We start from the raw sequence: 12452 nt of genomic DNA, 5'->3' as shown, positions 1-12452 counted from the left end.
ATTGACATTTTTAATGGTTAATTGCTTTAATGGTTAATTGCCTCAGACTAGTTCAATAATAGATATTTCAGCATTATCACCACGACGCCGCACCGTGCGCAGAATTCGGGTATATCCGCCATTGCGATCGCCATATCGCTCGTTCACTCCAGCAAAGAGGGAGTGAACTAACTTTTTGTCGTAGAGATAGGCAATTGCCCTACGTCGGGATGCCAATGAACCATCCTTGGCCAGGGTAATGATTCGCTCCACCTCCGAACGAATGGCTTTTGCCCGAGCTTTAGTGGTAGTGATTCGACCATGACGCAGTAATTCAGTGGTCAGGGATCTCATCAGAGCCCGACGTTGATCTGCTGGCTTGCCCAGTTTTGGCACACGACGCCCGTGACGCATTTTTTAGCTTCCTCCTTTTTTTTGAACAAGATTTGCCTTTATTCCTAGGGTTTAGACTAGCTACTTGCGTGCTTCTCCAGTCCCTTAAGTTTAATTGTTGTGGTTAAGTCTTAGCGGATTTTTCGTGGGGCAGTGTAATTCCTAGACGTCGTTGCAGAGCTTCAATCACTTCTTCAGCCGACTTTTGACCAAAGTTTTTGATTTCTAGGAGGTCTTCCTGACTATAATCGAGCAAATCGGATACAGAATTTATCTGTGCTCGTTTCAGGCAGTTGTAAGCCCGAACCGAGAGTTGTAATTCTTCGATCGGGATTTGGCTGGTGGGATCGTCATCATCACCATAGTCATCTTTAATAGATTCTAGATTAATCTCCTTAAGAGGATTGAACAGATCGACCAGGGTACCAGCCGCTTGAGATAGAGCTTCTTGGGGAGTTATACTACCATTGGTCCAGACCTCTAAACTTAAGCGATCCTTTTCCAGAGCACCATCAATGCGAGTATTTTCAACGCTGTAATTTACTTTAGTCACCGGCATGAACACAGAGTCAATCTGGAGGAAATCTACCGCTGTTGATTCATCATGCCCCCGTTCCACAGAGCGATATCCTGTACCTTTTTCGATGCGGAACTCCATTTCCAGCTTAGCCCCTTCTGCTAAGGTAGCAACATACTGACCTGGAGCAATAATTTCCACCTCCGAGGGCAAATCAAACTGAGCAGCTCTCACAGTGGATGGCCCAGTAATCATCACTCGACCTATCTGAGGTTGAGAGGTGTAGCTTTTTAGGACAACTTCCTTCATATTCAGCATAATTTCCAGGACATCCTCTCTGACTCCCTCAATTGTGGCAAACTCATTGTTTACGCCAGCAATCCGGACAGCCGTCACTGCTGCCCCTTCTAGGTTGGACAGCAAAACTCGTCTGAGGGCGTTGCCAACCGTTGTGCCTTGACCACGTTCGAGAGGCTCTAGGACAAATCTGCTATACTGACTTTGGTTCTTCAGTGTTTTGGATTCTACACACTCAATCTGAAACTGCGCCACAGAGTGACCTCCCTCTATTCATAAGACCCCTTTAACCGAATACAGGTTGAAGGGATAGTAAGCCAAAGGGTAAAAAGGGTAAGAAGTTCCTGATGAACCTCCTCCTTTCAAGCTACTTTCCTTTCAACCTAACGGTCGCAAAAAATATACTCTTATACTCGACGCCGTTTGGGTGGACGGCAGCCGTTATGAGGAATTGGAGTTACATCCCTGATTAGGGTGATTTCCAGTCCGGCTCCTTGCAGGGCCCGAATAGCGGTTTCTCGACCTGCTCCTGGTCCACTCACCATCACTTCCACCTGACGCATACCTTGGTCTATGGCTCGTCGGGCAGCACTGTCAGCAGCGGTCTGAGCAGCGAAGGGAGTTCCTTTTTTTGCCCCCTTAAATCCACTAGAGCCAGCTGAAGCCCAAGAGACTACATCCCCTTTGGTGTCAGAAATGGTAACGATAGTATTATTGAACGTAGACTGGATGTATGCTATTCCATTGGGTACATTGCGTTTCTGCTTTTTTGTACCACCTTTTTTTGTTGGTCGCGCCATGTCACTTGACTTTACTCTATGGGTGATTGATTATCTTGGGGTTGAGTAACCTGTACAATTTTTTCGAAAGTCTTTTGTCCAAAGTCCTTTGTCCAAAGTGACTAACAGAAGGTCTCCTGGCAGTTACTTTTGACGAATGACCAATGACAAGAAAGCTGTGGTGGATAGTTGGGCTGACTAGAGCTATTACTTCTTAGCCGGTGCTTTTTTCTTTCCAGCGATAGTCACTCGTCTACCGCGACGGGTACGGGCATTAGTGCGGGTTCGCTGTCCTCTCACGGGCAGTCCCATGCGATGACGACGTCCGCGATAGGTACCAATATCTACTAGGCGCTTGATGTTCATTGACTGCCAGCGCCTTAAATCCCCTTCCACCTGATAATTTTTTTCGACAGCTGCTCTGAGGGCAGCCACCTCCGCATCGGTCAAATCCTTAACCCTCGTATCTGGGTTAACTCCTGTTGCTGCTAAAATGTCTTTAGACCGCGACAGACCGATTCCATAAATGTAGGTCAGACCTATTTCTACACGTTTATCGCGAGGTAGGTCTACACTGGCAATCCGAGCCACGCTTGGTTCTCCCTTGACTGAAGTTTTGTGCTACAAATTAAATGTATGGATTAAGTGTATGGATTTGAGATTTATCCCTGACGCTGTTTGTGCTTGGGATTGGGGCAAATTACCATAACTCGACCGTGGCGTTTAATTACGCGGCACTTCTCACACATTTTTCGGACAGATGGTCTAACTTTCATGTCTTTTTTTTCTGGACATAATGCAGTTGGTTATTATATCTTTTTTTTGGTTGACTTGTCAAATTTAACTGATTTTTAATAAAACAGAAGTCACTGCTAGTTTTACTTCTTACGCAGGCGGTAGGTAATCCTACCTTTGGTTAAATCGTAGGGGGTTAGTTCAACTTTGACCCGGTCTCCAGGCAGAATTTTGATGTAATTCCGACGGATTTTACCGGAAATATGAGCTAGGACATTAAAGCCATTGTCCAAGTCAACCCGGAACATGGCATTCGGCAGGGATTCGGTCACCGTGCCTTCCATTTCAATTAAGTCTTGTTTAGCCAACGTGTTTTAACCTCAATACAACTATCCCCCTAGGTTCTAAATTTTGATTATTTAATTCAGGGAGTCTTAACATATTTTATCAAATCCAAAATTATACCAACTAAATGACTTTGCCACCAAATTTGGAGTAGCGGGGTGAGGGAAGCATTTTTCCCGTGGGCTAGCTCAAAGCATAGGTTACACCGGTCGAACCATTATAAGAACCATTAGTCTAAATTAGTCGTATTAGGCTAATGGTATTAGCTACAATAGGGTCAGATGATGGCTGACCTGCCGGACGCAGGGGGTTTCCGCGCTTAAGCACGGGCTTACCCTAAAATCATTACCCTAGAACCTGTTTAATCGATTCGGTGACTTGCTCTAAGGAGAGATCACCATTAATAGATTTTAAAGCTGAGTGTTCTCGGTAAAATTCCACCAAAGGAGCTGTTTGATGGTTATAGACCTCAAGACGTGTGCGGATAGTTTCCTCATTATCATCTGTACGTCCCTCCTTACGACCCCTTTCCAATAGTCTGTCGATCAAAACCTGATCTGGAACTTCCAGGTTGATGGCACCATCCAAAGTTTGGTCAAGCTCTTGCAACAGGTCATTCAAGAAATGGGCTTGGCTGACGTTACGGGGAAAACCGTCTAATATCCAACCCTTTTGAGCATCGGGTTGATTTAGGCGATCGCGGATCAGATCTATGAGCAACTCGTCAGGCACCAATTCTCCCTTATCCATATAGGACTGAGCTTTTTGACCCAGGAGGGTTTGAGCACTAACAGCCCCTCGCAAAATTTCCCCGGTTGAAATGTGAGGAATCCCTAGTTGTTCAGCCACAATTTTGGCTTGAGTTCCTTTACCTGCTCCTGGAGGTCCTAAAAAGATTAATCTTTTCATGTGTCATGTGTCATGGGTGATGTGTCAGTTGGTTTTTGTCCTAGGTAATGAACAAAAACCAACTGACCCGAAAATTTGAGGTTCATTCACCGAAAAAAGCTGCTGCTTCCAAAGCCCAATGATTTTACTGCTTGACCATACCTTCGTAACGCTGGGAAATCACGTAGGTTTGAATTTGCTTGGCTGTATCGATGGCAACTCCCACCAAAATCAGCAACGATGTGGCACCTAATCCTCTAAATGTGGTTACACCAGTGGCGCTTTCGACTGCAGTTGGTACTACAGCTACCAGTCCTAGGAAAATTGCTCCTAATAAGGTCAGTCGGTTCAAAACTCTCTCTATATATTCACTGGTAGCTCTTCCTGGTCGAATACCAGGGATACTTGCCCCCATTTTCTTCAAATTCTGGGACATATCTACTGGGTTGATAATCAGGGAGGCGTAGAAGTAGCTAAAGAACAAAATCAACACTAAATAGACAGCAACATAGACCCAAGGAGTTTGACCATTGGGGTTGAGATAATTGGCAATCTGAATTAGGACTTGATTGATTGGGGCTAACAATCCATTGCTATTATCGCCACTAGTTATTCCAGCTAGAGATGTGGGTAGGATTAAGACGGCTGAGGCAAAGATAATTGGCATCACGCCACCTTGGTTTAGCCTTAGGGGCAAATAATTTTTCCGCTCCCGGTAAAGGCGCTTACCAACTTGACGTCTGGCAGTAATAATCGGAATGCGTCGGCTGCCTTCTTGCACAAATACAATACCGACAATCATGACTAGGAAAACTAACAGCAGCACAATTACCTTACCCACGGTTTCTCGACCCCCGGTCTGAGCCAGTTCAATGGTTTGACCCAAGGTGCGGGGCAAAACAGCAACAATATTGACAAAAATCAACAGTGAAGCTCCGTTGCCAATGCCTCGTTCAGTAATTAACTCTGATAACCACATCACGAACATAGAGCCAGCCGTGAGGGCAAGGACAGTTTCAAACACGAAGAATGCGCCTGGTTCAACAGCAAACCGCTGTGCCCACAACGATAAGCCAATACTTTGAATCACAGACCAGCCTAGGGCAACATAACGGGTAATCTGACCGATTTTTCGACGCCCTGCTTCACCTTCATTTTTCTGCAAATTTTCTAAAGCAGGAATTGCTGCGGTTAGCAGTTGTAGGATAATCGAAGCATTAATATAAGGCAAAATTCCCAAGGCAAAAATCCCTAGGGCGGAAAAACCACCACCAGAGAAAAAGTCTAAAAGACCGACAAAGGGGCTATTCTGCAGTTCTGCTGAAAATCTGGCTCGATCAATTCCTGGTACAGGAAGAAAGACACCCAAGCGGGCTAAAATCAACAAACCAACGGTGACAAGCAGCCGACCTCTAAGGCCAGCCGCTTGAGCCATTTGCATAAACGTCTCTTGAGCAGTTGGGGCTTTGTCTCGACTGACAGTCATTTAAGGTACCTCTTGAAGATACAGGAGCATAAGGGCTAAAGGGGTTACTTAGCTATAACTTCCCAGCTGCCACCAGCCGCCTCGATTTTTTGGCGGGCACCACTTGTAAAGGCAGCAGCTTTGATATTGAGTGGCACATTCAGCTCCCCATCACCGAGTAGTTTCAATGGACCATCATTGGTGGTGACCAAACCTGTCTCCAACAAGGATTCCAAAGTTACCTCAGTATTGGCGGGAAGTGATGCCAACTTACCTACGTTGATTGTAGTGTAATGTTTGGGGTTAATTACCGTAAAGTGTTTTAACTTGGGAATACGGCGATATAAGGGCATCTGACCCCCTTCAAAACCAGGTCTTGTCCCTCGACCTGAACGGGATTTTTGACCACGCATTCCAAAACCGCAGCTAGCCCCTTGACCAGCAGCAATGCCACGACCTACACGGCGTCGGCGCTTTTTGGAGCCTTGTTTGGGGACTGCATCATTGATTCTCATCGTTTTTTGTAAGGATAAAAATGTTTTTTTTTGATTGACGGCTGACGCTAAACCGTCAACCTTGAGCATATTACTTTTATTTCTACCTACCTGGTTTTTAATTTATGCATAGATTTGTTCAAGGGGAATATCTCGTTCTTGAGCCACCTCTGAAAATGTGCGCAGGGAATCAAGAGAGTTGATTGCTGCTCTAGCATTATTGAGGGGGTTATTGGAACCAAGCTGTTTAGCTAAGACATTTTTAACTCCAGCTAACTCAAGTACTGTGCGCACAGCACCACCAGCAATCACCCCAGTTCCTGGAGCAGCAGGTCGCATGATCACTTTGGCTCCTACAGCCCTACCTCTAGATGGGTGAGGAATGGAATTAGTTTTGGTTAAGGGTACATCAATGAGTTGCTTTTTAGCATCAGCAACTCCTTTACGGACAGCACCAATTACATCACTGGCTTTGCCTACACCAACCCCCACTTGACCTTTTTCATTACCTACAACTACGATGGCGCGGAAGCTCAATTTTTTGCCCCCTTTGACCACCTTACTAACGCGGCGGATTTGGATAACCCGCTCTTGCCAATTACTTTCTTTTTCTTTAGAGCGGTTGTTTTTTCTCCGATTTGCCATAGTTCGCTATAGATTAAATCATGAATGATAGTAAGTAATCAAAGATTAGCTAATTTATCGCTGCTAACTCTTAACTAATTGCAATTGTCAGTTCTCAATTTTTAATTAGCATTTACTAAAAATCTAGCCCTGCTTCACGAGCAGCTTCTGCTAAAGCTTTGACACGACCATGATATAGGTAGCCCCCACGGTCAAAGACCACTTTCTTGAGACCTTTTTCTAGTGCTCGCTGGGCCACCAACTGACCCACTTTAGCTGAGGCTTCACAAGTGGCTCCAGATTTGAGTTCAGATCTCAGAGCTGGTTCTAACGTTGAAGCTGCCACTATGGTATGTTGCTGATTGTCATCGATAACTTGCACATAAATGTGCTCATTAGAGCGAAATACAGCTAATCTTGGGCGTTCAGCAGTACCACTGACTTTCCGGCGTACCCGCCTATGTCTGTGTCGTATAGATTCTTTTCGAGTAAGTTTCATAGTTTACTTCTTACCTGCTTTACCAGCTTTACGTCTGACTACTTCACCGGCATATCGAATGCCTTTACCTTTATAGACTTCTGGGGGTCGAACTGCACGAATTTTTGCAGCTGTGTTGCCTACAACTTCTTTGTTGATGCCACTGACAATCACGTTGGTGTTGTTTTCAACTTTGACTTCAATCCCCTCAGGAGGAACGATCTCCACTGGCTGGCTGTAACCAACGTTTAAAATTAGATTTCGACCTTTCACTTGAGCTCGATAACCGACTCCCTGAATGTCCAAACGTTTTTCAAAGCCTTTGGAGACTCCCTCAATCATGTTGGCAACCAAAGTGCGAGACAAACCATGACTTTCACGGGCGGTTCGGGTTTCTTCGCGCCGGGAAACCTGTACAGTTTCATCGACTTGCTCAGCTTTAATTGTATCTGGCAAAACCCACTCCAGTTCACCTTTGGAACCTTTGACCTTAACCTGTTGACCGTCTATTGTTACAGTAACTTTACTGGGAATTGGTATAGGGCGCTTGCCAATACGTGACATAAAATAATCCTCCTAACTAAAGAAGTATGAAGTATGAAGTATGAAGTATGAAGTATGAAGTATGAACCATGTCATGAATTGGTTAATCAGCTAATCCGATCAATCCTAGGTTGTTATCGAACCGTTGGGCATATACTGATCTGGCTGCTCGAACTGATGCTCTAAGCTACAGGGGCTTTCAGCTGATAGCTGGCAAGCCTAGAAGATTTTTAAGTAGCGCGTCAGCTGACGGCTCTTAGTATATCCTTCATCCTTCATGCTTCATCCTTTACCATACGTAACACAGAACTTCACCACCAATTCCCCGACGCCTTGCTTCCCGGTCGGTCATGATGCCATTAGAAGTAGAGATAATAGCAATCCCAATCCCTCCCAAGACTCTTGGCAGTTCTTTACGGTTGGAGTAAACTCGCAATCCCGGTTTACTCACCCGCTTCAGGGCTCTGATAATTGGTTTACGATTGTTGCCCTTGTATTTTAGGGAAACAACTAAGTATTTTTTGACCCCTTCGCCTGCTTCCTCAAAATCAGTAATAAAGCCTTCTTCTTTGAGTACTTGGGCAATCGCCCGGGTCATTTTAGTTGATTGTACATTTGTTGTTTGATGCCGAACCAAGCAGGCATTTCTAATGCGGGTCAGCATATCTGCAATTGTGTCGTTTGCCGGCATTGTTCCTTCCTATGATTACAGGCTTATTTCTCCCGGAAAGGCATTCCCATCTCTTTGAGTAAGGCGCGACCTTCTTCGTCAGTGTTGGCAGTGGTGACTATGGTAATATCCATACCACGAATCTGATCGATGCTGTCGTAGTCTACTTCTGGAAAAATGAGTTGCTCTCGCACCCCAAGAGTGTAGTTACCACGACCGTCAAAGCTTCTAGGGCTAAGACCCCGAAAGTCCCGAATTCTTGGTAGGGCTAAGTTAATTAGCCGCTCTAGAAAGGAGTACATACGCTCTGAACGGAGGGTAACCGTGACACCAACAGGCATCCCAGCACGGATTTTAAAACCCGCGATCGCTTGTTTTGCTCGTGTGACCACCGGTTTTTGACCGGTGATGATCGCAATTTCGCTTACCGACGATTCCAGAGCCTTGGCATTTTGAGATGCCTCTCCTAATCCTCGGTTAAGACTAACTTTGACTAATTTCGGTACTTGATGAATGTTTTTGTAACCGAATTGCTCTTTTAATTTGGGGACTATTGTTTCCTGGTATAGGATTTTTAACCCTTTTGTCATAGTTTTTTTCCTTTGATTTCCCTGGGCTTGGTCAGGGCAATTGTGATTAGTTATTAGTCATTGGTCATTGACCATTAGCCATTAGTAACTGCCAATAGTAATTTTTTTGTTACTTTTTTGATTACTGAGGACTAAGGATTAAGGACTAGGGACTAATTAGTCAATAATCTCACCAGTTTTTTTGAGCATCCGCACCTTACGACCCTCATCGGTAAAGGTATAGCAGATGCGGCTGGCAATTTTTTCTTTATTCGAGTAAAGCATAACGTTGGAGCTATGGATTGGAGCTTCAAACGTAGCAATTTGACCTTTCTCACCTTCCTGTTGAGGCTTGACATGCTTAGTTTTGACGTTAACTCCTTTGACTACTACCTTGCTAATTTTGGGTAGCGTCCGCAAGATTTCTCCAATTTTGCCTTTATCTCGACCGGCAATCACTTGTACCGTGTCGCCCTTTTTAACGTGCATTTTGTAGCGTAATGGGGTATCAGTTTGTGCCTTCTTGTGTTTACTTGGCATCAGAGTACCTCCGGAGCAAGGGATATAATTTTTGTGAAGTTTTTCTCTCGCAGTTCCCGCGCTACAGGGCCAAAAACCCGGGTACCTCTGGGATTGCCATCTGCGTTTATGATTACTGCTGCGTTGTCATCAAAGCGAATACTCATACCGCTTTCCCGACGTAGGCCCTTGCGGGTGCGCACAATCACAGCCCTAACTACATCTGACTTTTTGACCCCCATATTTGGAATGGCATCTTTGACCACACCAATAATTACATCACCCACACCACCGTAGCGCCGATTTCCAGCACCAATAACGCGGATGCACATTATTTTTCTGGCTCCACTGTTGTCAGCAACGTTTAGGTAGCTCTCTTGTTGAATCATCAGTGTTCCTCCTCTAATAGAGTAATCAGTTATGAGTTAAACGAGTTATGAGTTAAACCTTGGTAAGTTTCCAATTCCGAAAGGATTTTCTTCCGAGATCTCACGCACATTTGTAGGTCGTGGAGAACCCACATCGACTATGGTTAACTCGCTATTTTGAGGAACTACTGACGATTTCAGCAACCATCCAGCGTTTGGTACGACTCAGTGGTCGTGTTTCTCTAATCCGAACGCGATCGCCTTCTTTACATTTATTTTCCTCATCATGAGCTTTGTATCGCTTGGTACGCACAACAATTTTGCCGTACTTTGGGTGGGGAGACCGATTTTCAATAGCCACCACCACAGTTTTGTCCATTTTGTCGCTGACCACCAGGCCAACTCTCTCTTTTGCTGCCATAATCTTTCCTATTCGTCTGATTCTGATTGTGGGGTATCACTTTCTTCTGATTGTGGGGTATCACTTTGTGAGGTATCTGTTGATTCTTTCTGAGCGAGTTGGCGTTCTCGTTCTACTGTCATTAGCTGAGCGATTCGGTGCTTCAGATGCTTAAACTGGTGAGGTTTTTCTAAGCGTTTGGTTGCCTTTTGCAGGCGCAAGTCAAACAACTGACGCTTAGCTGCTAAAATTTCCTGCTCCAGTTCGGCATCGCTCAGGCTTCTAGCATCTTCTATCTTGGGCAGAGCCATAGCTTATACCTGTTCCCCTTCACGAGAAATGAACTTCAATTTAATCGGAAATTTGTTAGCAGCCAGACGCATGGCTTCGCGAGCAACCTCTTCGCTTACCCCAGCGATTTCATAGATAATCCGACCGGGTTTAACTACTGCTACCCAAAACTCTGGGGAACCTTTTCCAGAACCCATACGAGTTTCTGCTGGACGCATGGTGACTGGTTTATCTGGGAAAATTCGAATCCAGATTTTGCCACCACGACGAACGTAGCGGGTCATTGCCCGACGACCTGCTTCGATTTGGCGGGAGGTAATCCAAGCTGGTTCTGTGGCTTGCAGCGCATAATCACCAAAGTTAATGGTACTGCCACGAGTGGCCATACCCTTCATTCTTCCCCGGTGCTGTTTGCGAAATTTTGTTCTTTTTGGACTTAACATAATTTGTTCTTTGTTAATTGAAAATCGAAAACTGAAAACTGACAATTAACAAGCAAGCAATTTTAAAATGACTAGTCATTAGTAACTAGTCATTTGACCGGTCTTCAAACTGCTGGCGGCGTTTTGGCTGACGGCGACGAGGTTGAGCTGTGTTAGGGGTAGGCTTTTCTTCTTGACCGGGAATCACTTCCCCTTTGAACACCCAAACTTTAATGCCCAAAATTCCATAAATGGTTTGAGCCGTTTTGTAGGAATAGTCAATATTTGCCCGGAGGGTATGGAGGGGAACTCGTCCTTCACGAGTCCACTCGCTTCGGGCAATTTCAGCTCCATTTAACCGACCACCTACCTGAACTTTAATGCCTTGGACATCAGCCCGCTGAGCCCGCTGAATTGCTTGACGAACCACTCGTCTGAAGGAAACTCGGCGCTCTAGTTGTTGGGCAATGTACTCGGCAATTAGGGTAGCATCTGCATCCACCCGCGATACTTCTACAACGTTGATGCGAATTTGACGACTGTTGTGCAGGGCTTTTTGCAGACCGACACGCAAAGACTCAATACCACTGCCACCACGACCAACAACTACCCCAGGTCGAGCTGTATGAATTTCTAAATCAATCTGGTCAGCTTTGCGCTCAATCCGGATGTCAGAAATTCCAGCATTATTGAGGTTTTTCTCAACATATTGTCTGATTTGGTAGTCTTCCTGCAACAGAAGCGGATAACGCTTTGAGTCGGCAAACCAGCGAGAGCGATGCTCTTGCGTGATACCTAGCCGAAAACCAATTGGATGTATTTTCTGTCCCACTGTTCTTTTCTTTCCCTATTATCGAGCCATAGCGCTATTAGTGTTTGCCCTTGGTAATTCTCAATTAACTCACTAACTAATCATCTACTTCTGGAGAAACAGCCACTGTGATATGACAGGTTGGCTTGCGAATCTGATAAGCACGACCTTGAGCCCTTGGTCGATATCGCTTCAAGCTTGGTCCCATATCCGCAAAAGCTTTAGTGATGTATAAGCTAGCCGGGTCAATACCTGAATTGTGTTCAGCATTGGCAACAGCGGAGCGTAGTACTTTCAATACTGGTTGGCAAGCCCGGTAGGGCATGAATTCCAGAATGATCAGAGCTTCCCGATAGGAACGCCCTCGAATTTGGTCAAGTACTCGCCTGACCTTACTTGGAGACATTCGAATGTAGCGTGCGATCGCTTTAGTTTCTGCTGTAGTGTCTATCGCCATCGTTCCATCATTTGCTTTCTTTATAGCTACTAACTACTGAACTAATCACTTTAACGACGGGCCTTACCATCCTTAACATGTCCCCGAAATGTTCGAGTCGGGGCAAATTCGCCCAGCTTATGACCTACCATCTGCTCATTGATAAAAACTGGTACATGTGTCCGCCCGTTATGAACGGCAATGGTGTGACCTACCATCTGCGGCACAATGGTTGAGGCTCTTGACCAGGTTTTAATCACCTGTTTTTGGCCTTTAGCATTCAAGGTTTCAATCTTAGTCAGAAGACTATCGGCTATAAAAGGACCTTTTTTTAATGAACGACCCATAATTCAACGCTCGTTAGTTTTTAGTTGTTAGTTGGTAGTTAATAGTTGCTAGTTTGTAGTTAGTAGTTGCTAGTTACAACCT

Annotated in this window: 22 protein-coding genes; all 22 read right to left on the bottom strand. The window is 45.1% G+C overall.

The window, feature by feature from the left end:
• Nucleotides 1-42: 42 nt before the first annotated feature.
• The 22 genes from rplQ to rpsS all read right to left on the bottom strand — a co-directional run bounded on the left by rplQ (nt 43) and on the right by rpsS (nt 12370).
• On the bottom strand, nt 43-393 hold the full coding sequence (rplQ, locus tag F6K49_RS13335) for a 50S ribosomal protein L17 (protein ID WP_293020882.1): 351 nt from the start codon (nt 391-393) through the stop codon (nt 43-45).
• Nucleotides 394-496: 103 nt separating this feature from the next.
• Entirely contained in the window at nt 497-1441 is a 945-nt protein-coding gene (locus F6K49_RS13330) for a DNA-directed RNA polymerase subunit alpha (protein ID WP_293020883.1), read from the bottom strand.
• 152 nt (nt 1442-1593) lie between these two features.
• Nucleotides 1594-1986, bottom strand: coding sequence for a 30S ribosomal protein S11 (gene rpsK, locus F6K49_RS13325; protein WP_008191167.1), 393 nt, complete (start codon nt 1984-1986; stop codon nt 1594-1596).
• Nucleotides 1987-2172: 186 nt separating this feature from the next.
• On the bottom strand, nt 2173-2556 hold the full coding sequence (gene rpsM / locus F6K49_RS13320) for a 30S ribosomal protein S13 (RefSeq protein ID WP_008191169.1): 384 nt from the start codon (nt 2554-2556) through the stop codon (nt 2173-2175).
• 71 nt (nt 2557-2627) lie between these two features.
• Nucleotides 2628-2741: a 50S ribosomal protein L36 gene (gene rpmJ / locus F6K49_RS13315; protein WP_075895709.1), complete on the bottom strand. Its 114-nt coding sequence runs from the start codon at nt 2739-2741 to the stop codon at nt 2628-2630.
• Between the two features lie 102 nt (nt 2742-2843).
• Nucleotides 2844-3068, bottom strand: coding sequence for a translation initiation factor IF-1 (infA, locus tag F6K49_RS13310; RefSeq protein WP_008191178.1), 225 nt, complete (start codon nt 3066-3068; stop codon nt 2844-2846).
• Nucleotides 3069-3390: 322 nt separating this feature from the next.
• Nucleotides 3391-3954, bottom strand: coding sequence for an adenylate kinase (locus F6K49_RS13305; protein ID WP_293043879.1), 564 nt, complete (start codon nt 3952-3954; stop codon nt 3391-3393).
• A 124-nt stretch (nt 3955-4078) separates the two neighbouring features.
• Nucleotides 4079-5419: a preprotein translocase subunit SecY gene (gene secY / locus F6K49_RS13300; protein ID WP_071102175.1), complete on the bottom strand. Its 1341-nt coding sequence runs from the start codon at nt 5417-5419 to the stop codon at nt 4079-4081.
• A 44-nt stretch (nt 5420-5463) separates the two neighbouring features.
• Nucleotides 5464-5913 carry a 50S ribosomal protein L15 gene (rplO, locus tag F6K49_RS13295; protein WP_070390675.1) on the bottom strand — a complete coding sequence of 150 codons (450 nt, stop codon included), beginning with the start codon at nt 5911-5913 and terminating at the stop codon, nt 5464-5466.
• Between the two features lie 102 nt (nt 5914-6015).
• Nucleotides 6016-6537, bottom strand: a complete 522-nt coding sequence (rpsE, locus tag F6K49_RS13290) for a 30S ribosomal protein S5 (RefSeq protein ID WP_008191187.1) — start codon at nt 6535-6537, stop codon at nt 6016-6018.
• 115 nt (nt 6538-6652) lie between these two features.
• Nucleotides 6653-7015 carry a 50S ribosomal protein L18 gene (gene rplR, locus F6K49_RS13285; protein WP_008191189.1) on the bottom strand — a complete coding sequence of 121 codons (363 nt, stop codon included), beginning with the start codon at nt 7013-7015 and terminating at the stop codon, nt 6653-6655.
• A gap of 3 nt (nt 7016-7018) precedes the next feature.
• Nucleotides 7019-7558, bottom strand: coding sequence for a 50S ribosomal protein L6 (rplF, locus tag F6K49_RS13280; protein ID WP_293043878.1), 540 nt, complete (start codon nt 7556-7558; stop codon nt 7019-7021).
• A 268-nt stretch (nt 7559-7826) separates the two neighbouring features.
• On the bottom strand, nt 7827-8228 hold the full coding sequence (rpsH, locus tag F6K49_RS13275) for a 30S ribosomal protein S8 (RefSeq protein ID WP_008191196.1): 402 nt from the start codon (nt 8226-8228) through the stop codon (nt 7827-7829).
• Between the two features lie 23 nt (nt 8229-8251).
• On the bottom strand, nt 8252-8797 hold the full coding sequence (rplE, locus tag F6K49_RS13270; protein WP_293020893.1) for a 50S ribosomal protein L5: 546 nt from the start codon (nt 8795-8797) through the stop codon (nt 8252-8254).
• A 156-nt stretch (nt 8798-8953) separates the two neighbouring features.
• Nucleotides 8954-9316 carry a 50S ribosomal protein L24 gene (gene rplX / locus F6K49_RS13265; protein ID WP_293071537.1) on the bottom strand — a complete coding sequence of 121 codons (363 nt, stop codon included), beginning with the start codon at nt 9314-9316 and terminating at the stop codon, nt 8954-8956.
• Complete coding sequence (rplN, locus tag F6K49_RS13260) at nt 9316-9684, bottom strand: 50S ribosomal protein L14 (RefSeq protein ID WP_070390681.1); 369 nt, start codon at nt 9682-9684, stop codon at nt 9316-9318. Before rplN ends, rplX begins: the two co-directional genes overlap by 1 nt.
• A 151-nt stretch (nt 9685-9835) precedes the next feature.
• A complete protein-coding gene (gene rpsQ / locus F6K49_RS13255; RefSeq protein ID WP_071102179.1) occupies nt 9836-10084 on the bottom strand; it encodes a 30S ribosomal protein S17 in 249 nt (82 codons plus the stop codon).
• 8 nt (nt 10085-10092) lie between these two features.
• A complete protein-coding gene (rpmC, locus tag F6K49_RS13250) occupies nt 10093-10374 on the bottom strand; it encodes a 50S ribosomal protein L29 (protein WP_293071536.1) in 282 nt (93 codons plus the stop codon).
• A 3-nt stretch (nt 10375-10377) separates the two neighbouring features.
• Nucleotides 10378-10797 (bottom strand): 50S ribosomal protein L16, encoded by a 420-nt coding sequence (rplP, locus tag F6K49_RS13245; protein WP_071102180.1) that lies wholly within the window; start codon nt 10795-10797, stop codon nt 10378-10380.
• Between the two features lie 85 nt (nt 10798-10882).
• Complete coding sequence (gene rpsC / locus F6K49_RS13240; RefSeq protein WP_293020898.1) at nt 10883-11608, bottom strand: 30S ribosomal protein S3; 726 nt, start codon at nt 11606-11608, stop codon at nt 10883-10885.
• 76 nt (nt 11609-11684) lie between these two features.
• The gene (gene rplV / locus F6K49_RS13235) at nt 11685-12044 is read right to left on the bottom strand and encodes a 50S ribosomal protein L22 (protein WP_071102182.1); all 360 of its coding nucleotides are present in this window, start codon (nt 12042-12044) and stop codon (nt 11685-11687) included.
• Between the two features lie 50 nt (nt 12045-12094).
• Nucleotides 12095-12370, bottom strand: a complete 276-nt coding sequence (gene rpsS / locus F6K49_RS13230) for a 30S ribosomal protein S19 (protein ID WP_071102183.1) — start codon at nt 12368-12370, stop codon at nt 12095-12097.
• Nucleotides 12371-12452: the final 82 nt, after the last annotated feature.

The sequence above is a fragment of the Moorena sp. SIO3I6 genome (genome assembly GCF_010672095.1).
This window is presented reverse-complemented; position numbering and strand designations above follow the sequence as displayed.